The sequence below is a fragment of the Paraburkholderia sp. J63 genome (assembly GCF_905220245.1).
GTDB lineage: Bacteria > Pseudomonadota > Gammaproteobacteria > Burkholderiales > Burkholderiaceae > Paraburkholderia.
Window position 1 is genome coordinate 23,447 of the sequence record NZ_CAJMZF010000027.1, and the last position, 21,809, is coordinate 45,255.

Consider the following 21,809-nt stretch of genomic DNA (forward strand, 5'->3'; position numbering starts at 1 on the left):
ATTTCATGGTGTTTGAAGAGGAGTTCGCCTGTCTTTTGGCGGGCCGGATTGAGATGTTATTAATCGTTTTCGTTGTATTTATATGGGAATATCGGTGCGACAATTCCGTGATGCGGTATTCATCGACGAATTCAATGTATTCCGGCGGAAATAAAATTCGCCATGAATCGGTTAATCAAATATTTTCGTGGTTCTAAATAATTCGATGAGTCTGTGAATGGAGCTTCGTTCATTTTCTGGATCGAAGCGTAAATGCCGTATCAAGCACATCAAATTAATTGTGCGCGCAACGTTCTGGCGGTTTGCTCGTCGGCGGGAAAGAATGCTTCGATCGCGAGTTCGGACAGCGTGATGTCGACGGGCGTGCCGAACACGGTCGTCGTGCTGTAGAACGACAGCTCGCCGAGCGCCGTGCGTATGCGCAGCGGCACCGCGATGGCATGCTGGAGCGGTTCCGCGGCGGCGGGCTGGGCATGTTGCGGTGCGGGACAGGCGGCCAGCTCGTTGTGGAGCGCGACGAGGGCGGGATCGGCGCTCGCCTCGATCTGCCGCTGCAGGCGCGCGAGCAGATGCGCGCGCCAGGCGTGCCAGTTGACGATGCGCGGCGCCATGCCTTCGGGATGCAGCGAAAGGCGCAGCGCATTCACGGGTGCGGCCAGCAGCGCGGGCGAGGCCTCGCCGACGAGCGGCGCGAGCGACGCGTTGGCGGCCACGATGTTCCAGTGCCGGTCGACGGCGAGCGCCGGGTAGGGCTCGTGGCCGCGCAGCACGAGTTCGACCGCTTCACGCGCCGCCGCGAGCTGCGGGTCGTCGAGCGTGCGCTCCCGGTAGAGCGGCGCATAGCCGGCCGCGACGAGCAGCGCATTGCGCTCGCGCAGCGGCACGTCGAGGCGCTCGGCGAGGTGCATGACCATCTCGCGGCTCGGCAGCGAGCGGCCCGACTCCACGAAGCTCAGGTGCCGCGTGGAAATGTCCGCCTCGGTCGCGAGCAGGAGCTGGCTCATGCGGCGGCGCAGGCGCCACTCGCGCAGCAATTCGCCGACGCTGCGGCGGGCCGCGCCGGGGCCCGGCTGCGCGGTGGGGGGAACGGCGAAGGCGTGAGCGAGCGTGTTCATGGCACCGATTCTAGCGAAATGGCGCGTTCGATCGATTACCCGCGAGGTAATGGATTCGCGCCTGCAGGGCGCAAAGGCCAGCGGGCGGGCCGCGTCGGGCAGGGTGCGCCGTCATAAGTAATCCGCGCGAAAAAAATTCCGCGACGTTCTCGCAGACCGCTTATCGATGTCCGCGCGTTTCGCCTAGAATTCATATCTCACAATTTGTTCGATGGTATGGCGAGCGTCGCGTGGGTTGGGACCAGGTCCCGTCGACAGGAGATGGCCATGAGGGAAACGGTGGCTGCTTATTTGCTGGGTCCGGCTGTGATGCTGCTGGTGTGCGCGGCCATGTGGGCCGTATCGCGCCGTAGCCGGGGCGTGCTCGAAGAGCGCGTGACCCGATGGCTCGACGCGCACCGCGGACACGGCATGCGTCACAAGCATTGAGCGTGCCAGCAAGTCGATCTCCGAAATCAGCCGCGTGCGGGTAAACGCGGGTCACCCGCCCGGTAGAGGCGTTCCCCGGCGCCAAACAGATGGCAGTCCGAATTAATTTTCGCGGCTGTTGCTCCGGGCTGTCGTGAGCGCGGGTGGGCGTGGACTCAAGCCAGCAGCCGCGACCCCGCCGACCGCCACGTCGTGTAGTTCATTAGGTCGGGAACTGTAGGACAGTACCGGTGTCACTGCCATATTGCATACCGGAGCCCTTCATGACCCGTCCCGCTGATTCCCTGATCATCTTCATCGCCCGTATTGCGCTCGCAATTCTGTTTTTGTGGGGCGGCGCCATGAAGCTTTTGGGGTATGCGGGGTTCATCGCCTATCTGCACGCGCACGGCGTGCCCTATGCGAAATTCATGGCGCCCGTCGCCACGGCGGTGGAACTGCTCGGCGGCCTCGCGATCGTGTTCGGCGTGCGCACGCGCTTCGTGGCCTTCGGGCTGGCTATCTACGCCATCGTCACGGCCGTTCTCGGGCACGATTTCTGGAACGTCACCGAGGCCGCGCTGCAGCAGGACGCGGTCGTGCATTTCTGGAAGAACATCGCGATCGCCGGCGGATTCCTGCTGCTCACGGTAACGGGCGCGGGACGTGCTTCCATTGATGGATTGCGTGCGCCGCGCGGTGGCCTGCGGGGCTGAACGGGCGCGCTGTGTTTCGCGCCGTGCATTGGGTCGAGCACCGGGTTGCGCGGCCCTGGCCACAGGCGCAGCACCTCGACAACGAATAAGATCCACTGAGAAACCTGGGAGCCGGCTGTGATAAAGAACTTCGATTTCAACGTGGGCGGCAAGGACGGGCAATTCTGCGCGAGCCTTGCCGAAGACGGCACGCGGCGCGTGCTGATCAGTGCCGCCGATACGGCGAAGACACTGGTGATCCTCGACGCCTCGGGACTCATCGGCACGCTCAAGGCCGAACTCGAGGAGCCGGACCGGCTGATCGAGCATGCCATACACAAGGCGCAGACCGAAGGATTGATCGAACGTGCGCTGAGCACCGGCGCGATCCAGGAAACGTCGCTTTAGCCGCGGCGCGCGTCCGCCGGACGCTTCTTGCCCCGGAGCCCGGGCAAGGGCCCGGTGGGCGCTCCCGTTTCCGCGTGTCATTGCCGGAGCCGGGTCGAGGCGCTGAGTCTTTCACGCCTCATTCATACGCGCGCTTGCCCCTGCGCGGCTCCTTCATGCGCTTCACGTCGGCAGCGGCCTGGGCCGGATGCGCCGCGTCCGCGCGCATATTCCAGGCAAGGCAGGCGGCGATCAGCAGAAGCGCCGCCGAGATCGCCGTATCCGCATGCAGGCCGCTCACGACCTGGGCCGCCGTCCCGTTGCCCGTGAGCGCGCCGAACGCCGCCACGCCCACCGCGCCGCCCGCCTGGCGCGCCGTGTTGAGCAGCGCCGAAGCCGTGCCCGCGCGCGCCGGCTCCACCGACGCGAGCACGGTCGTGGTCATGGCCGGCACCGCGAGCCCCATGCCGCTGGGAATCAGCAAAAATGCCGCGAGCAGGCCGACGAGCGGCGTGTTCGCATCGACGGGAATCAGCAGCGCATAGCCGAGCCCCGCCACGAGCGCGCCGCCGATCATCGGCAAGCGCGTGCCGTAGCGGGCGACCACGTGGCCGCTCGCGATATTGGAGAGCAGGAAGCCGCCCGTGAGCGGGATGAAGGTGAGCCCCGCCTGCAACGGCGACTGGCCGCGCGCGTGCTGCAGGAACAGCGCGAGCACGAACACGGTGCCGTAATAAGTCAGATTCACACAGATGCCGAACAGCACGGCCGCGCTGAAAGTGCGGTTGCGCAGCATGGCGAGCGGCAGCATGGGGGCGTCGATGCGCGCCTCGAGCGCGACGAACGCCGCGCCCGCGGCGAGCGCCAGCACGAAGCCGCCCCAGACGGCCCAGTGGGCGAAGCCGAGCGGGCGCCACTCGATCACGGCGCCTGTGAACGCCGTGAGCGCGACGATGGCGAGTAGCTGGCCGCGCACGTCGAGGCTGCGCGGGCGTTGCGCGGGCGCTTCGGCGGCGGCGCTTGTAGCCCGATTCGTGTCCCGATTCGCCGATGCGCTGCCCTCGCGGTTCGACGCGGGAATCCACATCAGCGTGGCGGCGAGGCCCGCCGCGCACAGCGGCAGATTGACGAGGAAGATGCTGCGCCAGCCGAACGCGGCGATCAGCAAGCCCCCGGCAATCGGCCCGGCGGCGATGGAGATGGCGCCGGCGGCCGTCCAGAATCCCACGGCGCGAGCGCGCAGCGTGCGCTCGTGGCGGCAGGCCTCGTTGAGCAGCGCGAGCGAATTGGGCAGCATGGCGGCGGCGCCCGCGCCCTGCAGCGCCCGGGCGGCGATCAGCAAGGCCGGATTGGCCGCGAGCCCGCAGGCCAGCGAGGCGAGCGCGAACACCACGAGGCCGGCCACGTACATGCGGCGCGCGCCGTAGCGGTCGCCGAGCACGCCGCCCGAGAGCATCAGCACGGCGAAGGCGAGCGTATAGGCGTCGACGATCCATTGCAGCCGGGCGACGTTCGCGTGCAGATCGGCGGCGATGCGCGCCAGCGCGATATTGACGATGGTGACGTCGAGCTGTGTCACGACGAAGCCCACGCTCACGGTCGCCACGACGCGCGCGAGCGCGGGCGTGAAGCGCACGGGCTGGCCGGGCTGGCCGGGCTGCGGAGGGTGCGCGGAGGGCTCAGGGGTAAGGGGCGTATTCATGCGAACTATCTTAGGACGCGGGCCCGCTTCGACGTTTCAGCGCGGCGTGAAAGATCGAAGCATGGGGGCGCGCCATCGCCCTGGTGCCGTGACTGTCAGCCGCGCCCGCCGGTGTCGCAGGAATTGTCCCTGCCTCGTCGCAATTAAGAGTCCTCTTATGGGCGGCCTTTGCACATCTCCACAGAATTGCACCCGCTTTGTTCGGTTCGTATTCGTATTGGTTAAGGGGTCAAGGGAGGTCTCTATGCGTATCGCGATTCTTCAGCGTGACGCCGCGCAGCGCGGGTTGATCGAGCGCACGCTCGCACAGTGCGGGCACGCGTGCATGCCATTCAGCGACGGCATCACGCTCGCCAAGGCGCTGGCCGCGTCCACCGTCGACATGCTCGTGCTCGACTGGCAGGGCTCGCGGCTCTCGGGCACGGAACTGCTGAAGACGGTGCGTGCCGTGAACGGCAACCAGATTCCGGTGCTGTTTGCCTCCGAGGATGACTCGGACGAGAGCGTGGTGCGCGCGTTCTCGGTGGGCGCGGACGATTACGTGAGCCTGCCGGTGTGTCCGTCGGTGCTGCGCGCGCGCGTCAATGCGCTGCTGCGGCGCGCCTTCCCCGATCGTTACGACAATACGGCGCTCGAAGCCGGCCCGTATCACTTCGACATGCGCCGCCAAAGCGTCACTGTGCACGGCAAGGCCGTCGAACTCTCGGGTACGCAGTATCGGCTCGCCTCGCTGTTTTTCGCGAACGTCGGGCGCGTGCTCTCGCGCGACCATATCTACGCCATGGTGTGGGGCCGCGAGCTGCACACGCTCACGCGCACCATCGACAGTCACGTCTCGCGCCTGCGCGTGCTGCTGGAAATCGAAGCGCACAACGGCTTTCGCCTTCAGCCCGTCTACAAGAGCGGCTACCGGCTGTTGCGCTTGCAGGACGAGTCGATGCCTTTCGAGCGCGAGGCGGCTTGACGCTGCGTCATCCTTTCAGACGGAAATAAAAAAATGGCGGCACGCGTGGCGTGCCGCCATTTGCATTTTCAGGCTCCCCGCGCGGGCGCTTGCGAGGATTGCGCGGCGCCCGGGCGCCACGCGCCCGCCCGCGGGTATCAGCGTGCGAGACCGAGTCCCTGCAGCACCGCGTTGCCTTCCGGCGTCAGGCGGATCTGCGTCGCGCCCGCGGTGGCGTCGCCGGGCACCTGCTCGACGAGGCCCGCTTCCTGGAGCGTGGTGACCTCGGGTTTGGCGTGGGCGTCGATGGGTGCATGCAGCAGCAACAGCAGCGTGGCGAGCTCGTGATGGCTCAGCAGGCGGCGCAGCATCGTGCGCTTTGCGGGCCTGGCGGGTTGCGCCGGCGAGGCTGCCGAAGTCGCTCCCTGAGTTGCCGCCTGAGTTGCTGCCTGCTGCTTCGATCCTGTCCAGTTCACGACTACCTCCTGCAGCGTTTCTTCCGGGTGACGCGATGATGCGGACGAAGACTTAAGCGATTCTTAAAACCCGCCGCGAAAATGTGTCGCCGTACTACACGGCGCGGCCTTCCGTAATCGTTTGTAAGCGGCCTTGCGCCGATAAGGGGGGCGCTGCGCAAACGGACGCGGGAAAGCAGGGACCTCAGGGCGCGCAGGTCTTGCTCGCGCCTTCGATCCACAGATTGGCGGCGTGACGCTTGCCGGCGTAGAAGCGATAGGTGGTCGTGCCGTTGTCGGCGCGGATCTTGATGACGTTGGAGTCGCCGAAGTCGAGCATTTCGCCTTGCGGCAGCGCGGTCGTCTGGAAGCTCGCGCCGTGCTGGCTGGCTTCCGCCGTCAGGCACGAGACAACCTCCTGAACCGAACGGCTGGTCGTGGAATCGATAACGGGCTGGCCGGAATCCGGGTTGCTCTGGAACCAGGCGCAGGCGCCAAGGCTGAGCGAAAGGGCGAGGGGTACAGCAAGCTTCTTCATATTTCTCCTTCGTGCGGTCGCACGCGGCAAGGAACAGAAGATTATAGCGGCAGCATGTCGCATGCCGGCGTCGCGCGACATGCGCTGGCGGCCCGCCATCAGCGCGACATACGGGCCGCATACAGTGGAAACACGAGTAGCAATGTGAGCAAAAGTGTGCGGATCGGTGCGGCGCCGCACACACGGGGCGGGCACGGGTGTTGCGGGCATGCGACTGGTGCTGCTGTGGTGCGACACTGCTACACACGAATCAACCAGGCGAGATAGACTATCTCAGAGGTGTACTCCGCGATCTGACGCGACGTCAGGGAGAATAACCATGAGCCGCCCGTCGGTCCGTTTTCCTCTTCCTGCCACCCATGCCAGTTCAATCTGGCGGTGGATCAAGTGGGGTTTGCTCGTCGCGATCCTGGCGGCCATCGCCATCGTGGTGCGCATCGTCCAGATCGAAATCGACACCTCGCGGCTGCAGGCGCGCTACCTCTCCGAGCTCACGCGCGACATCGGCTTCGCGGTCGAGCCCGGACCGAGCAACAGCATCCGCTTTCCCACCACGAACGGCCCCTACGACGTGCGGCTTGGCTACGCCGAGCTGCCTGCGTTCACCGGGCGGCTGGAAAAGCGCGGCTTCACCGTCGCCGCGCAGGCGCGCGATTCGGCGCGCATGCTCTCGCTCGCCGATGAGGGGCTTTTCCTGCCCTACGAAGAGAAGGACCAGGCCGGCATCGTGCTGCGCGATGCCGATGGCGCGACCCTGTTCCACACGCGCTATCCGCAGCGCGCCTACGAAAACTTCGATGCCGTGCCGCCGCTCGTGCGCGATTCGCTGCTCTTCATCGAAGACAAATACCTGCTCGCCGCCGACCAGCCGAACCGCAATCCGGCCATCGACTGGGGCCGCTTTTCGCGCGCACTCGTCGACCAGGGCGCGCGGCTCGTGAACAAGCATCAGCACACGCCGGGCGGCAGCACGCTTGCCACGCAGATCGAGAAGTTCCGCCACTCCGCGGGCGGGCGCACCGCCACGCCGCCGGAGAAGCTGCGCCAGATCGCTTCGGCCTCGGTGCGCGCCTACCTCGACGGCCCGCAGACGATGCCCGCGCGCCAGCAGATTCTGGTGCACTACCTGAATTCCGTGCCGCTCTCGGCGAAGGCGGGCGTGGGCGAAGTCAACGGTATCGGCGACGGTCTCGCGGCCTGGTACGGACGCGACTTCCGCGACGTCAACCGCATCCTGAGCGAGCCCGTTTCGAGCACGACGCTCGACGAGCAGGCGCTCGCGTTCCGCCAGGTGCTTTCGCTCTTGATCGCGCAGCGCGCGCCCTCGTATTTCCTGCAGAAGAACAACGACGCGCTCGCGAAGCTCACGGATAGCTATCTGCGCTTGCTCGGCAGCGGCGGCGTGATTTCGCCCGCGCTGCGCGACGCGGCGCTCGCGACGCAGCTCACGCTCGACCGCTCGAAGCCCGCGCCGCGCGCGGCGGTCTCCTACGTCGAGCGCAAGGCCGTGCTCACGATGCGCACGCAACTGATGCAGGCGCTGGGCCTCAAGACGCTCTACGACGTCGACCGCCTCGATCTCTCGGCCACCTCCACGCTCGACGACTCCGTGCAGCAGGCCGTGAGCGACCGGCTCGCCGATGCCGCGACCAAGGACGGCGCGCGCGCAGCGGGGCTCGTGGGCTTCGAGATGCTCAAGCCCGCCGACGATCCCTCGAAGATCGCCTACAGCTTCACGCTGTTCGAGCGGCGCGGCGGCGAGAATCTCGTGCGCGTGCAGACCGATAGCGTGAACGAGCCGTTCGACATCAATTCCGGCGCGCGCCTGAATCTCGGCTCGACGGCGAAGCTGCGCACGATCATCACGTATCTGCAGATCGTGAGCGCGCTGCATGCGAAGTACGCCGACGAAGATGCGAAGACGCTGCGCGCGATGATTCCGCAAGTCGATCCGAGCGATGCGCTCACGCGCTGGGCGCTCGACTATCTCTCGAAGACGCCCGACCGTTCGCTCTCCGCGATGCTCGAAGCGGCCGTGCAGCGCAAGTATTCGGCGAATCCGGGCGAGACCTTCTATACGGGCGGCGGCGCGCAGACCTTCAATAACTTCGAGTCGAGCGACAACGCGCAGATCCTCACCGTGCAGCGTGCATTCCAGCATTCGGTGAATCTCGTGTTTGTGCGGCTCATGCGCGACATCGTCCACTACGAGATGATCCAGGTTTCGGGGCCGCCCTCGACCTACCTCGACGATCCGGCCGTGCGCAATCATTACCTCACGCAGTTCGCCGACGGCGAGAGCCAGGTCTACATGAAGCGCTTCTACACGCGCTATGCGGGCAAGAGCAACGACGAGGCGCTGCAGATTCTGCTGCAGCACACACGCAAGGGCCCGGCGCGGATTGCGACGGTGCTGCGCAGCGTGAACCCCAACGGCGACCAGGCGTGGTTCAACGCATTGATGCGCGCGCAACTAAAGAATACAAAGTTCCAGTGGCTCGACGACGAAGACCTCGCCAACTATTACAACAAGTACGCGATCGACAAGTTCAACCTCAACGATCGCGGCTATATCGCGGGCATCCATCCGCTCGAGCTGTGGCTGCTGAACTATCTGCGCGCGCATCCCGATGCGACGCTCGCCCAGGTCCAGGCGCAAAGCCGCGACGTGCGCCTCTATACCTACAAGTGGCTCTTCAAGACGCGCTACTACGCCACGCAGAATAGGCGCATCCGTCGCATGATCGAGATGAAGGCGTATGCCGAGATCGGCAAGTCGTGGCGCGCGCTCGGCTATCCGTTCGACAACATCACGCCTTCGTATGGCGCGGCGATTGGCGCGTCGGGCGACCGGCCTTCGGCGCTCGCGTATCTGATCGGCCTCGTCTCCAACAACGGCGACAAGCTGCCGACGCATAGCTTCGAGTCGCTCGACTTTGCGCGCGGCACGCCGTACGAGACGCGCTTCGTGCACGCGAGCGTGCCGCCGCAGCCGCTCGTCTCGCCCGAGATCGCCCAGGTGGTGCGCGAGTCGCTGAACATGGTGGTGCAAGGCGGCACGGCCAAGCGGCTCGCCGACGGCATGACGCTCCCCGACGGCAAGACGCTGCAGGTCTACGGCAAGACCGGCACGGGCGATCAGCGCTTCAACGTGTATGCGCCGGGCGCGCGGCTCATCGAATCGCGCAAGGTGAACCGCACCGCGACGTTCGTGTTCGTCATCGGCAACCGCTTTTACGGTACGCTTACCGCCTTTGTGCATGAGCCGTACGCGGCCCGCTATACGTTCACGAGCGCGCTCTCGGTGCAGTTGCTGAAGTCGCTTGCGCCGGTGCTGCAACCGCTGCTGGAGGACAAGGACGCGCCCGATGGCAAGCTGAAGGCCGGCACCGACTCGCAGGAGATGACGCTGATCGATCAGCAAACCGGCGCCGTGCAGCATGTGAGCTTGCCGCTCGCTCAATTGCGCACGGCGGCTGGCTGGTCCAGCACGGCGCCGGGATTTTATTCGGATGCCGAATCAATTCAGGCGAAAACGCATGTGAAATGACGTCATAGCTTCGTGGGTTTTGCTGGATCGATCGAAACGCGCCCGGAATGGGCGCGTTTCTTTTGATGGACGGCTCAAGCGCTCGCGCAGGCGAGCGTGAGAAGCGGCGCGATCCGTCGATCAGTACGCGCCGGGCGGCGGCGGGGGCGGCGATCCGGGCGGCGGAGGCGGCAGATAGCGCGGCTGAGTCTGATAGTACGGCTGCTGCGTCTGCATGCGGCCCGCGACAGGAATGCGGTTGCCGTTGGCGTACATGCACTGGAGGTACGCATAGTCGTAGCGGCGCTGGACGTCGTAAGCCGAGCCTTGCGCGTTGCCCATGCCGACGGCGCTGCCCGCGAGCAGGCCGGCGCCCGCGCCGATGGCCGCGCCGCTGCCGCCGCCGAACGCCGCGCCCGCGGCGGCGCCGAGCGCCGTGCCGACCACTGCGCTCCCCACGGCGGTATTGCTCACGGCCTGGTTGGTGGCGCCGCCGCCCACCTGCTGGAAGGCGAACTGGCGACAGTTGTAGTCGTCGTTGCGGAACTGGTCGAAGCTCTTGCCGCTGCCCGGCAAGGCCATCACGCTCGGCCCGGTCGGGACCACGGCGCATGCGCTCAGAAGGCCCGCCGTGGCGAGCAGCGCGAAATAGGTGGATTTCATGATTAACTCGATCGATGTCGTCAGGTCAGCTCAGTTCGAAGGCGCCGGTTGGGCCGGCACGGCGCGCCAGCCCGACGAGCATTGCTTCACATACGGGTAGTAGGTTTTCGACGCGTCGCAGTAGTACCACGTGTCGGCGTTCTGGCCGTCGTCCGCGCCGGGCCCTTGAGCCTGAGCTTGGGGTTGAGCCTGCGGCTGGCCCTGCTCGACGTAGTCGGGCGCCTGCGGAGGCGGCGCGACGACCACGGGAGCCGGCGCATAGTAGTAGGGCACCGGGGCGACCGGGTAGTAATAAGGCACGCCGCCGCTGATGAAGACGCCCACATGCGCCGCCTGCGCCGCGCCGCTGGCGCAGGCCAGGGCGGCCACGGCAGCCCCGCAAATCCATTTCGACCTTCTCACACCGATCTCCAGAACGGAATTGAATCGGACGCGCGCGCCGGTCCGGCCTTGCACGTCCATACATCCTGCAACGCTATGACATTGCGACGTTCAATGCAATTACGCGAACGCCACTGTTTTTTCGAGTTGTTACAACGAGGCGGAAAAACGCGGTCTTGTAATACTTGGACATCGATGGGTGGACCGAATTTCGCGTCGATGCAATAGACGCCGATCAAGTTTCGCGCTTTTCCCTCGGTTGCAGGGCGCGCCATGCGGCTGCCTTCACGCGCCTGGACACCTTCGATGCCGATGAGCGCAGGCTTTCAGGGTGTAAGGTATTGACGCCGCGAAGAGACGCTAAGAACTCGAATAGTCATTTCGACTGGCCGATCGGGATGCGCGTCCCTCGACCCACTTAGACTCCTCGGGCGCTCCGTGCAAGGCGCGGAGCATCGGTTGCACGTCATCGATTTAGTAAGGACTACAATATGAAGGGGATTCTGACAATAAGCGCGGCGGCCGCCATCGGGCTCGCCGCTGCGCCCACGTGGGCCGCGTTGGGCGGCGCGCCCGCATTTCCGGAGGCCCAGCGCGTGCCCGGCTCGCGCCTGATGGCCGCGGCAAATGCCGCTGCGGCGCCATGGACCGTCACGACGGCCACGCTCGATAACGGCACGGTGATCCACGAATATCTCGACTCCGGCGGCACCGTGTTCGCCGTTTCGTGGCGCGGGCCGCGTGTCGGCTCGCTCGATACGCTGCTGGGCGGCTACTTTCCCGCGTGGCAAAAGGGGCTCGCGGCGGCGCAGGCCGCGCGCGGTGGCGGCTATGGACCGGTTGCCGTGCGTCAGAGCGATCTCGTCGTGGAAACGGGCGGCCATATGGGCGCCTTGACGGGCCGCGCGTGGTTGCCGAAGGCGCTGCCGCAAGGCATTAGCGCCGATCAGATTCAATAAGCGGGGAACGCGCGATGAACAAGATCATCATGGTTTGCGCGCTCAGCGCGAGTGTGCTGCTGTCGGCTTGCGGTGGCGGGGGTGACGGCGATTCGGCCAACAACGCGGCGGTGTCGAACGGCGGTGCTTCGGGTGCTTCGGCTGCTTCGGGGGCGTCGGCCGCGACGAGCGGCGGCGCGTCGGGCGGAGCGAATAGCGGGGGTTCGGGTTCTGGTGCGTCCGGGTCGGGTACTTCTGGCTCGGGTGCCTCCGGTTCAGGTGCGTCTGGCTCAGGCACTTCGGGCTCGGGCACTTCCGGTTCGGGCACTTCCGGTTCGGGCACCTCCGGTTCGGGCACCTCCGGTTCGGGCACCTCCGGTTCGGGCACCTCCGGTTCGGGCAGCTCGGGCTCTGGCACCTCGGGCTCAGGCACCTCCGGTTCAGGCACCTCCGGCTCTGGCACATCGGACTCCGGTTCCGGCAACTCCGGTTCGGGCGGCGGCTCCGCCGCCGACATCGGCAATACGATTCCGGTACTTGTCTCCTCGGCAAGCGTCGTGCGCAACTTTCCGCTCGTGAGCGTCACGGTTTGCCAGCCCGGCAGCGGCGCACAGGCGAGCTGCTCGACGATCGACAATGTCTTGCTCGACACCGGCTCGTTCGGCCTGCGCCTCTACGCTTCGGCGATTCCCGCCTCGACGCTCGCCGCGCTGCCCGTGCAGACCGATCCCGCCAGCGGCAAGAGCGTGGCGGCCTGTGCCGCATTCGGCTCGGGCTACACGTGGGGAAGCCTGCGCACCGCGGACGTGAAGCTCGCGCGCGAGGTCGCCGCCGGCCTGCCGATCCAGGTCATCGCCGACCCCGCGATCGCCTCGCAGGCGCCCGCCTCGTGCGTGTGGAATACGGCGCTCACGAGCCCCGCGGTGCTGGGCGCGAATGGCATCCTCGGCGTCGGTGTCGCGCGCTACGACTGCGGCACCGCGTGTGCGGGCAGCACGCCGCGCGCGGGCTACTACTACGCCGATAGCGGTCCGGCCACGCCCATTTCGATGCCGCTCGCCAATCAGGTCGCGAATCCGGTGGCGCTCTTCCCCATCGATAACAACGGCCTGATCGTCGACATGCCGGCGATTGCCGCGGACGGTGCGCCTACCGCGACCGGCACGGTCACGTTCGGCATCGGCACGCAGGCGAACAACCTGTTGGCCGGAGCGGGCGCCACTGTGCTCGCGACCGATCGCTGGGGCAATTTCAGCGGTAGCGTTGGCAATGGCAGCACGGTGCAGACGTTCATGGACTCGGGTTCGAACACGCTGAGTTTCGAGGACTGGTCGATCGTCCAGGATAGCGGCTTTTACGTGCCCGCCTCGCCGCTCAAGCGCACCGTCACGCTATCCGGTACGAACGGCGTGAATGCCACGACGAACGTCGTCATCGGCAATGCGGATGCGCTGTTCGCGTCGCTGAACTTCGCGTTCAGCAATCTCGGCACCTTCATCGCGCAGACCGTCGATCTGGGCCTGCCGTTTTTCTACGGCCGGCGCATCTATTACGGTCTCGAGGGGATGTCGTCGGGCGCGGGCGCGACGGGGCCCTATGTCGCCTACGTGCAGCGGTAGTTTTCCCCGCTCAATGCCATGAAAAGCGCGCCGCAACGGCGCGCTTTTTCTTTAATGCCATAACCGCGCAATATTCAAAGAGAAATAAAGAAAATTGCACGGGAAGGAAAAACCTTTCATTAAATTTTCATCATTTGCGCGCTTTAAAAGCTCATTCGTGAGCGGACGAAAAAGATCGCACCGGAACGCGAAAATGCCCCGTAAAGCAAACGTTTGCCTTAGAGAAAACCCCTGGTCAAGCCGCACCGTGCGAGCGCCGTTATTACGCAAGTAGGGAAGCCCATTCGTGGGCGACGGCGTCGGCACAGGAATGGGTGTTTCCCGATCGGTTTCGATGTAAAGGCAGACGTAATAAAAAACGTCAATAAAATCAATGAGAGAACGCCCGCGAACTGCGGGCGAGTCGCTGGATTGCGCCGCGAGGCACAGCCGCTGCAACAACAACGGGGGTAGAAAGATGGAACATGCGACGCCGGACCGGCAACTCGAACTGATCGAGCTGAGTGCAGTGAGCGCAGCACTGAACCGGGTGCAGGCCGTGATCGAATTCGATCTGCAGGGCACGGTCCTGCATGCGAACGACAATTTTCTGGCGGTGCTCGGCTATACGCTCGAAGAGGTGCGGGGCAAGCACCATCGAATGTTCTGTGATCCTGACTATGTGCGTAGCGACGCGTATCGCCAGTTCTGGGAGCGTCTTAGCCGCGGCGAGTTCGATCGCGGCGAATACCGTCGCATCGGGCGCGGCGGCCGCGAAATCTGGATCAACGCGTCCTATAACCCGGTGCTCGGTGCGGACGGCCGCCCTTGCAAGGTCATCAAGTTCGCCACCGACATCACCGAGGCCAAGCAGCAGCACGCCGACCACGAAGGCCGCCTGCGCGCGATCGACAAGGCCCAGGCCGTGGTCGAGTTCGACACGAACGGCATCGTGCTGCAGGCCAACCAGAATTTCCTCGATACGCTCGGCTACCGGCTCGACGAGATCCAGGGCAAGCATCACCGAATGTTTTGCGAAGACGCGCACGCGCAGAGCGCCGAATACCGCGAGTTCTGGGCCAAGCTCAACCGCGGTGAGTTCGACGCGGGCCGCTACAAACGCATCGGCAAGGGCGGCCGCGTCGTGTGGATTCAGGCCACCTATAACCCGATCTTCGACGTGAACGGCCGCCTCTACAAGGTCGTGAAGTTCGCGAACGACGTGAGCGCGCAGGTCGAGCTCGAAGAAAGCGTGAAGCGCCGCGCCGAGACCGATCAGCACAAGGTCGAGAAGCTGCTGGTCGTGGTGCGCAGCGCCGCGTCGGGCGATCTGACCGGTCACGTGGACGTGGCCGGCGACGAGCCCATCGACCAGCTCGCGGCCGGCATCAAGAGCATGATGAGCGATCTCTCCGGCGTGATCGGTAAGGTCGTGGAATCGGCGGGTACGTTCAAGGATTCGTCGAAGGACATTGCCGCGCGTGCGGATACGGTCGCGGGCGGCGCGCAGTTGCTCGGCGCAACCGTCGAGGAAATGAACGCGTCGATCGAGGAGCTCACGGCCTCGATCAACTCGATCGCCGACAATTCGCGCGGCGCCGATCAACTGGCCAAGGACACGCAGCAGGAAGCGGAACGCGGCGCGAAGGCAGTGACGCGTTCGATCGAAGCGATGGAGCTCATCAACCGCTCGTCCGAAGACATCGGCGAGATCATCAAGGTGATCGGCGAGATCGCGAGCCAGACCAATCTGCTCGCGTTCAATGCGGCGATCGAGGCGGCGCGCGCGGGCGAGCACGGGCTCGGCTTCTCGGTGGTCGCCGACGAAGTGCGCAAGCTCGCCGAGCGCTCCTCGCAGGCGACCAAGGAAATCTCCAAGCTCATCAACGAGTCGGTCAAGCGGGTCGCGCAGGGCAGCGAGATCTCGAAGCAGGCGGGCGAAGCGTTCGAGAAGATCGTGGCCGGCGTCGCGCGGACCACCCAGGCGATCTCCGAAATCTCGTGCGGCGCCGACGAGCAGCTCGTGGCCGCACGCGAAGTGAGCGCCGCGATCCAGCAGGTGGCCGAGGAAACCGAGAAGTCGGCCGGCGCTTGCGACACCATCGCGCGCGCGGCGGCATCGCTCAAGGGCGGCGCCGAGGGGCTCGACAACACGGTGGCGCGCTTCGTCGTATAAGACGCGGGGGATGCAGTGGATTTCGATCAGGATGTCGAACCATCGGTGCAGCGCGCGTTGTTCGAGCAGGTGCGCCGCCATACCGGCATCGCGATGAACGAGCGCAAGTGGACCATGCTCAAGGGCCGCTTGCGCCGCCGCGTGATGGCGCTCGGTCTGCCCGACTATCGCGACTATTTGCAGGTGCTCGACACGAACGCCGATGAAATCGGCGACTTCATCGACCTCGTGACGACGAACGAAACGTCGTTCTTCCGCACGCCGCGCATCTGGGACTATCTTGCGCAGACTTTCTTGCCGCAATGGTTCGCGGCGCACGCCGGCGCGACGTTGCGCGTGTGGTCGGCGGCGGCGTCGAGTGGCGAGGAAGCGTGGTCCACGGCGATGCTCTGCGAGGAGTTCCGGGAGCGCGAGACGGCATTCCGTTACGCGATCGTCGGCACCGATATCTCGGACGGCATTCTTGCGAGTGCGCGCGCCGGCAGCTATCGGGGCCGCAGCATCGAAGGCCTGCGCCAGGGTCATCCCGCGCTGCTGCAGAAGTATTTTCGCAGCGAAGGGGTGCAGGCGGACGTGGGCGAGGCGTTGCGCGCGCATGTTGCGTTTCGCCGCCACAATCTCTACGCGGCGCCGCGCGACCTTGGCCAGTTCGATCTGGTGCTGCTGCGCAACGTGCTGATCTATTTCGATCTCGAAGGCCAACAGGCGGTGCTCGCGAACGTGCGCCGCGCAATGTGCCCCGATGCCGTGCTGATCGTGGGCGAGTCGGAGTCGCTGAGCCGGGTGACGACGAGCTTCACGTTCGAGCAGCCGCTCATTTACCGCAACGGCCAGCACAGTGAGGAGCGCGATCATGAGCCCGCGTGACGTGCAGGTGCGCATGTGCGAGATCGCGGTGAGCACGCGCGAGGACGCCCGAATCCTGCGCGCCACGCTGGGCTCGTGCGTGGGCATCGGGCTTTTGTGGCGCGCGCGCGGCACCTGCGGGCTCGCGCATTGCCTGCTGCCGCAGCCCGCGGGCAAGCTGCGCGCGGTGAAAGCGGAGCGCGACGGCCAGGATGCCAAGTACGTGATCGACGCGCTGCCCGCGCTGATCTCGATGATGGGCGCCGAGGCGGCGCCTGAAGGCGAAATCGAAGCCGTGCTGGCGGGCGGCGCCAACATGATGCATCACCGCACCACGATTCACGAGCCGATAGGCGAACTCAACGTGCGCATGGCGCAGCAGTTGCTCGCGCACGCGCGCGTGCGCGTCATCCACACCGACGTGGGCGGCGAGTGCGGGCGGCAACTGACCATCGACTGCGGGCAGCAGGACTACGCGGTGCGCCGCTTTTCGCGGCCTGCATAGGCGGCGCGCCTGCTTGCCGGATGCAGCGCATTGGCCTGCGGACGATGCCCGCCGTTTCAATTTGCTTGGGAGCTTCACGATGAACCATCGCACGCTGGCCGCCGGCGCCCAGCTCGAGCTGTACGGGTCGTTTCTCCTCGCCGGCACGGAGCTCGCGTTGCCCGTCGCCGCGCTCCAGGAGGTCGTCAATCATCCCGAGACGCTCACGCCGGTCCCGCTCGCGCCGCCGTATCTGCTCGGCCTGTTCAATCTGCGCGGCACCTTGATTCCCGTGGTCGATCTGCACCAGTTGCTCAATCTGCCCGACGAAGGCGCGACGCTCGCGCGCAAGATCGCCATCGTGGAGGCCTCGGGCGTACGCGTGGGCTTGCGGTTCGATGCGACCGGCGAGATACTGCGCGTGCCCAAGGATCAGGTGATCGCGATCGAAACGGCCGAAGGCAGTGCGCCCGCGACGATCGGCGCGGTGCTCAAGCTCGACGGCGGCGAGCATATCCTGCAGGTGCTCTCGGCGGCGGCGCTGCTCGGATTACGCGACGTGCCGCATTTTGCCGAACACGTTGCGCACACAACGGAGCGCAGGGCGCAGCAGGGCCAGCGGCACCAGAACGTGTCGTTCAAGGTGGGCGGCACCGCGCTCGCGCTGCCGATGGGCGCGATCCAGGAGATCATCCGCGTGCCGGCGCTCCAGCATTCGCCGCTGGCCGACGACGTGTGTATCGGCATGCTCAACCTGCGCGGCGCGACCGTGCCGGTGCTCGATTTCGGCACCTTCCTCGGTTTTACGCCTGCGCCCGATGCGCCGGCTGCCGCGGACGAGCGGCGCATCGTGGTGCTCAACCGCGACGCGGGGTGCTTCGGCCTGCTGGTGGACGAAGTCGCGAGCATCGTCGCGTACCACGAAGACGAGCTTTTGCCGATGCCTTCGTATGGGGGCGCGCATCGCTCGCTGTTCGCGGGCTATCTCGCGGCGGCCGACTCGACGGGCGTGCTGCTCGTGAGCGCCGACGCCCTCTATGCGAACGAGCGCATCGCGACGCTGGCGACGGCTCATCGCGACCTCTATCGCAAGGCGGTGCAGGCGGGCGATGCGGCGCAAAAGCGTTGCGGCGGCACGCGGCAGACGCTCGTGACGTTCCGCATCGGCCAGTTGATCGGTGTGCGCATCGCCGAATTGCGCGAGGTGATCGACTATCGCGACGATATCGTCAGGACGCCGGGCTTGCCCGCCTTCGTGCGCGGCGTGCTGAATCTGCGCGGCGTGCTCGTGACGGTCATCGACGTGCGCTCGATGTATGCCATGCCGCCCTACGAAGATCTCGCGCGCGCGAAGATCCTGATCGTCGAGCATCGCGGAGAAAAGTACGGACTGCTAGTCGATTCGGTCGAGGACATCGTCACGCTCAACGGCGGCGCGCAGTTGACGATGCCCGAGATGTTCACGCGCGCCGGGGGCATGCAAACGCGCGGCGACATGCGCGAGGCGGTGGAGTTGCCGGGGCAGGGCACCTTGATGCTGCTCGATCCTGTGCCGCTGTGCGAGCGCGTGGCCGAGGAAGCCGCGGCGTTCTGAGCGCCGCGATGGTGCGCGAAGCGCTCAGGCTTCGAGCGCAAGCGTCGCGAAGCTCGCGAGCCAGTGCTCGCCCATGTAGTCGCCGGCCACGTGCGCGAGCGCCGTGTCCAGATGCGTTTGCGCGGCTTCGCGCAGCACGTCCGCGCGCGCGTCGCCCGCGGGCAGCACGCGCGCGAGCATGCGCTGGCACCACGCGCGGCTCAGGTTCAGGCCGTCCAGATGCGCGATCTTGCCGTCGCTGCGGTCGGTGACCGTGGCGGGCATGAACAGCGTGGCCGGCTCGCGTGCGGCCAGCGCGGGCAGAAAGCGCCCGAACCACGCGGTGAATTCATTGGCGGCCAATGTGCGGCTCATCAGCACCGCGACCATCAGCGCGGGCGAAAGGAATTCGTCGCCCGACGGCTCCCACGCCTGGCATCCCGCATCGCCTTCGTGCCAGCGCCGCGCCGTCTCCTCGATCAGCTTCGCGAGCGCATCGCGCGACGTCCGGCGCGCGAAGTCGTGCGCGAGCGTGAGCGCGAACGCGGTGTTGAAGTGCGTGCCCACACGCAGCGGATACGTTGCTTTCGGCAGAAACTCTTCGAAGCGCTCGACGAACGCCTCGGTGAGCGGCGTCAGCGTGCGCGACCAGCGCTGGGCCTCGGGCGTCTGCATGCCGTGCAGTTGCGCCGCGAGCGCGAGCAGCCAGGCCCAGCCATAGGGGCGCTCGAAGCCGCGATTGTGCGGCAGGTCGAGATAGGCGCGCTCGCCGGCCATGTTCGCATCGGTGAAGTGCTCGTCGATCACCGCGACGATGCGCGGCGCTTCGGGCAAGCCGGGGAAGCGCTCGAGCAGATGCGCGACGAGCCAGTAGCCGTGCACGCACGAATGCCAGTCGTAGCTGCCGTAAAACACGGGATGCAGCGCGCGCGGGCCCTGCACGTCCTGCGGACCGGCCAGCGAATGAGTGAGCCTGTTCGGATATTCGCGCGTGAGGTGAGCGAGCGCGAGCGACGCGAAGCGGGAGGCGAGCGGAGCGGTGAGCGTGGTGGGCATGGTGGTCTGAACGCGGCGACGTAACAACGTGGGACGCAGGACTGGGAAGCACCGATACGAAAGCGCCAGCTTAGCGCGAAATCTGCGTGCGGTGCCTGCGCGATGGACGCCGCGCCTTGATGCCCGCTACCGGCATAGCAGACGCTAACCAGACGCTAATCGTGCGAAGACACCGGCGGACCCGCCTTGCGCGGCGCACGTTCGCGTTCGAGGCGGCGCATGGCTTCGCCTACGTCCTGGCTGAATTGCGCGAGCGCGGCCAGTTCGATATTGGGCGGTTGCAGCGCATTCCACAGTACGTCGGCGAGTTTCTCCGCTGTGGCGTCGATATCGGTGCGGCGGTTGGCGAGCGTCGCGTCCCAGAGCACGTGCTCCATCGGCCCGAAGATCAGCGAGCGCAAGAGGCGCAGCGGCATGTCGTTGCGAATCTGCCCGCATTCCTGGCCGCGCGCGAGCACGCGCATGAGCGGCGCCGTGTAGCGCCGCTGCATTTCCGTGAGCGCCTCGCTGAGCTCGTGATGGCGCGTGCGCCCTTCCGAAAGCACGAGCTCGCAGATGCCCGTGCCGCTTTCCAGCATCAGGCGCAGATGCATGCGTACGATGAAGGCGAATTGCTGGCGCACGGTGCCGTCGCGCGGCAGGCCCGCCTCGATCGCCTCGATTGCCTCGTCATACCAGTCGCCGATCACGCGGGAGCACAGCTCGCGCTTGCCGCGAAAGTAACTGAACACCGTGGCTTCGGAGATACCCAGGCGCTGGGCGATTTCCGCCGTGGTGGCGCGCGTGTAGCCCTTCTCGGAGAACACCTCGCGCCCGGCCTCGAGAATCTCCTTCACGCGCTGCTGGGACTTGCGGCCCGCGGGCTGGCGGCGCGACGCGGGCAGGAAAGTATTGGGGGCGGTAGACATTCTGAGTAAAGTTCAGTTTCCGGCGGAATTCGTGCCGATTATGCACGATATCTCGCGCTTTGCAATGCGTACGGGTCTTTGCAAACATAGGCAGGCGGGAAATCTGAGTGATACTCAAAAATATCTATTGACGTTAACGTAAATGTGGCGTGAAATGTGTCCCCGAGGGGCCAGTCGCGCCAGCCGCGAGAACGCCCGCGCCCGACAGTCAGGAAGGAGACACGCAGATGAGCAACGTACCCGGTTTGCAGTTCCCGCTTGGAGAAGAAGTCGAAATGCTGCGCGACAGCATCGCGAACTTCGCCGCAAAGGAAATCGCCCCGCGCGCGGGCGAGATCGACCGCACCGACCAGTTCCCGATGGACCTCTGGCGCAAGTTTGGCGACCTCGGCGTGCTCGGCATGACCGTCTCGGAGGAATACGGCGGCGCGAACATGGGCTACACGGCGCACATGGTGGCGATGGAGGAAATCTCGCGCGCCTCGGCGTCGGTCGGCCTTTCGTATGGCGCGCACTCGAACCTCTGCGTGAACCAGATCCACCGCAACGGCACCGAGGCGCAAAAGCGCAAGTACCTGCCGAAGCTCGTCTCGGGCGAGCACGTGGGCGCGCTCGCGATGAGCGAGCCGAACGCGGGTTCCGACGTGGTCAGCATGAAGCTGCGCGCCGATAAAAAGGGCGACAAGTACGTGCTCAACGGCACGAAGATGTGGATCACCAACGGCCCCGATTGCGACACGCTCGTGGTCTATGCGAAGACCGATCTCGAAGCGGGCCCGCGCGGCATCACGGCGTTCATCGTCGAGAAGGGCATGAAGGGCTTCTCCGTGGCGCAAAAGCTCGACAAGCTCGGCATGCGCGGCTCGCATACCGGCGAACTCGTGTTCCAGGATGTTGAGGTCCCGGAAGAAAATATTCTCGGCCAGCTCAATGGCGGCGTGAAGGTGCTCATGAGCGGTCTCGACTACGAGCGCGCCGTGCTCGCGGGCGGTCCCACCGGCATCATGGCCGCCGTGATGGATTCGGTCGTGCCGTACATTCACGAGCGCAAGCAGTTCGGCCAGGCCATCGGCGAATTCCAGCTCATCCAGGGCAAGGTCGCCGACCTCTACACCACGTTCCAGGCGTGCCGCGCGTATCTCTACGCGGTCGGCCGCCAGCTAGACACGATCGGCAAGGAGCACGTGCGCCAGGTGCGCAAGGACTGCGCTGGCGTGATTCTCTACACCGCCGAAAAGGCCACGTGGATGGCCGGCGAGGCCATCCAGATCCTCGGCGGCAACGGCTATATCAACGAGTATCCGGTCGGGCGTCTCTGGCGCGACGCGAAGCTCTACGAAATCGGCGCGGGCACGAGCGAGATTCGCCGCATGCTGATCGGCCGCGAGCTGTTCGCGGAAACCGCCTGATTTCG

At 65.8% G+C, this 21,809-nt stretch carries 21 protein-coding genes; 12 read left to right on the forward strand and 9 right to left on the reverse strand.

The window, feature by feature from the left end:
• Positions 1 to 269 precede the first annotated feature (269 nt).
• On the reverse strand, positions 270 to 1,115 hold the full coding sequence (locus U5775_RS25195; RefSeq protein WP_322060820.1) for a helix-turn-helix domain-containing protein: 846 nt from the start codon (positions 1,113 to 1,115) through the stop codon (positions 270 to 272).
• 267 nt (positions 1,116 to 1,382) lie between these two features.
• On the opposite strand from U5775_RS25195, the gene U5775_RS25200 reads away from it, so the two are divergent.
• The 3 genes from U5775_RS25200 to U5775_RS25210 all read left to right on the forward strand — a co-directional run bounded on the left by U5775_RS25200 (position 1,383) and on the right by U5775_RS25210 (position 2,626).
• Positions 1,383 to 1,544 (forward strand): hypothetical protein, encoded by a 162-nt coding sequence (locus tag U5775_RS25200; RefSeq protein WP_322060821.1) that lies wholly within the window; start codon positions 1,383 to 1,385, stop codon positions 1,542 to 1,544.
• 263 nt (positions 1,545 to 1,807) lie between these two features.
• Positions 1,808 to 2,239 carry a DoxX family protein gene (locus U5775_RS25205; protein ID WP_322060822.1) on the forward strand — a complete coding sequence of 144 codons (432 nt, stop codon included), beginning with the start codon at positions 1,808 to 1,810 and terminating at the stop codon, positions 2,237 to 2,239.
• Positions 2,240 to 2,356: 117 nt separating this feature from the next.
• Positions 2,357 to 2,626: a hypothetical protein gene (locus tag U5775_RS25210; protein WP_322060823.1), complete on the forward strand. Its 270-nt coding sequence runs from the start codon at positions 2,357 to 2,359 to the stop codon at positions 2,624 to 2,626.
• Between the two features lie 118 nt (positions 2,627 to 2,744).
• On the opposite strand, the gene U5775_RS25215 is transcribed toward U5775_RS25210, so the two are convergent.
• Positions 2,745 to 4,307 (reverse strand): MFS transporter, encoded by a 1,563-nt coding sequence (locus U5775_RS25215; RefSeq protein ID WP_322060824.1) that lies wholly within the window; start codon positions 4,305 to 4,307, stop codon positions 2,745 to 2,747.
• 244 nt (positions 4,308 to 4,551) lie between these two features.
• On the opposite strand from U5775_RS25215, the gene U5775_RS25220 reads away from it, so the two are divergent.
• On the forward strand, positions 4,552 to 5,271 hold the full coding sequence (locus U5775_RS25220; protein WP_322060825.1) for a response regulator transcription factor: 720 nt from the start codon (positions 4,552 to 4,554) through the stop codon (positions 5,269 to 5,271).
• 137 nt (positions 5,272 to 5,408) lie between these two features.
• On the opposite strand, the gene U5775_RS25225 is transcribed toward U5775_RS25220, so the two are convergent.
• Together U5775_RS25225 and U5775_RS25230 are read right to left on the reverse strand one after the other, a co-directional pair.
• Positions 5,409 to 5,621: a hypothetical protein gene (locus U5775_RS25225; protein WP_322060892.1), complete on the reverse strand. Its 213-nt coding sequence runs from the start codon at positions 5,619 to 5,621 to the stop codon at positions 5,409 to 5,411.
• Positions 5,622 to 5,910: 289 nt separating this feature from the next.
• Positions 5,911 to 6,243 carry a hypothetical protein gene (locus U5775_RS25230; RefSeq protein ID WP_322060826.1) on the reverse strand — a complete coding sequence of 111 codons (333 nt, stop codon included), beginning with the start codon at positions 6,241 to 6,243 and terminating at the stop codon, positions 5,911 to 5,913.
• A gap of 319 nt (positions 6,244 to 6,562) precedes the next feature.
• On the opposite strand from U5775_RS25230, the gene U5775_RS25235 reads away from it, so the two are divergent.
• Positions 6,563 to 9,793, forward strand: a complete 3,231-nt coding sequence (locus U5775_RS25235) for a transglycosylase domain-containing protein (RefSeq protein ID WP_322060827.1) — start codon at positions 6,563 to 6,565, stop codon at positions 9,791 to 9,793.
• A 120-nt stretch (positions 9,794 to 9,913) separates the two neighbouring features.
• Here the strand turns inward: U5775_RS25235 and U5775_RS25240 are convergent, their stop codons facing one another.
• Positions 9,914 to 10,435, reverse strand: coding sequence for a YMGG-like glycine zipper-containing protein (locus U5775_RS25240; protein WP_322060828.1), 522 nt, complete (start codon positions 10,433 to 10,435; stop codon positions 9,914 to 9,916).
• 30 nt (positions 10,436 to 10,465) lie between these two features.
• Entirely contained in the window at positions 10,466 to 10,837 is a 372-nt protein-coding gene (locus tag U5775_RS25245) for a hypothetical protein (protein WP_322060829.1), read from the reverse strand.
• Between the two features lie 470 nt (positions 10,838 to 11,307).
• Between U5775_RS25245 and U5775_RS25250 the strand changes: the two genes are divergently transcribed.
• Positions 11,308 to 11,775: a DUF2844 domain-containing protein gene (locus tag U5775_RS25250; RefSeq protein ID WP_322060830.1), complete on the forward strand. Its 468-nt coding sequence runs from the start codon at positions 11,308 to 11,310 to the stop codon at positions 11,773 to 11,775.
• Here U5775_RS25250 and U5775_RS25255 read toward each other — a convergent pair.
• The gene (locus U5775_RS25255; protein WP_322060831.1) at positions 11,753 to 12,319 is read right to left on the reverse strand and encodes a hypothetical protein; all 567 of its coding nucleotides are present in this window, start codon (positions 12,317 to 12,319) and stop codon (positions 11,753 to 11,755) included. The two genes, U5775_RS25250 and U5775_RS25255, sit on opposite strands and share 23 nt — an antisense overlap.
• Between U5775_RS25255 and U5775_RS25260 the strand changes: the two genes are divergently transcribed.
• The 5 genes from U5775_RS25260 (at position 12,312) to U5775_RS25280 (ending at position 18,452) form a co-directional block, all read left to right on the forward strand.
• A complete protein-coding gene (locus tag U5775_RS25260) occupies positions 12,312 to 13,373 on the forward strand; it encodes a DUF3443 family protein (protein WP_322060832.1) in 1,062 nt (353 codons plus the stop codon). The genes U5775_RS25255 and U5775_RS25260 overlap by 8 nt on opposite strands.
• A gap of 457 nt (positions 13,374 to 13,830) precedes the next feature.
• Entirely contained in the window at positions 13,831 to 15,528 is a 1,698-nt protein-coding gene (locus U5775_RS25265; RefSeq protein ID WP_322060833.1) for a PAS domain-containing methyl-accepting chemotaxis protein, read from the forward strand.
• A gap of 15 nt (positions 15,529 to 15,543) precedes the next feature.
• Positions 15,544 to 16,395, forward strand: a complete 852-nt coding sequence (locus tag U5775_RS25270; RefSeq protein WP_322060834.1) for a protein-glutamate O-methyltransferase CheR — start codon at positions 15,544 to 15,546, stop codon at positions 16,393 to 16,395.
• Positions 16,382 to 16,879, forward strand: coding sequence for a chemotaxis protein CheD (locus U5775_RS25275; protein WP_322060835.1), 498 nt, complete (start codon positions 16,382 to 16,384; stop codon positions 16,877 to 16,879). Before U5775_RS25270 ends, U5775_RS25275 begins: the two co-directional genes overlap by 14 nt.
• A 79-nt stretch (positions 16,880 to 16,958) precedes the next feature.
• The gene (locus tag U5775_RS25280; protein ID WP_322060836.1) at positions 16,959 to 18,452 is read left to right on the forward strand and encodes a chemotaxis protein CheW; all 1,494 of its coding nucleotides are present in this window, start codon (positions 16,959 to 16,961) and stop codon (positions 18,450 to 18,452) included.
• A 24-nt stretch (positions 18,453 to 18,476) separates the two neighbouring features.
• On the opposite strand, the gene U5775_RS25285 is transcribed toward U5775_RS25280, so the two are convergent.
• Positions 18,477 to 19,487, reverse strand: a complete 1,011-nt coding sequence (locus tag U5775_RS25285; protein WP_322060837.1) for a DUF2891 domain-containing protein — start codon at positions 19,485 to 19,487, stop codon at positions 18,477 to 18,479.
• A 155-nt stretch (positions 19,488 to 19,642) separates the two neighbouring features.
• A complete protein-coding gene (locus U5775_RS25290; RefSeq protein WP_322060838.1) occupies positions 19,643 to 20,395 on the reverse strand; it encodes a TetR/AcrR family transcriptional regulator in 753 nt (250 codons plus the stop codon).
• A 227-nt stretch (positions 20,396 to 20,622) separates the two neighbouring features.
• Here U5775_RS25290 and U5775_RS25295 point away from each other — a divergent pair, with 227 nt between their 5' ends.
• Complete coding sequence (locus U5775_RS25295; RefSeq protein ID WP_322060839.1) at positions 20,623 to 21,804, forward strand: isovaleryl-CoA dehydrogenase; 1,182 nt, start codon at positions 20,623 to 20,625, stop codon at positions 21,802 to 21,804.
• Positions 21,805 to 21,809: the final 5 nt, after the last annotated feature.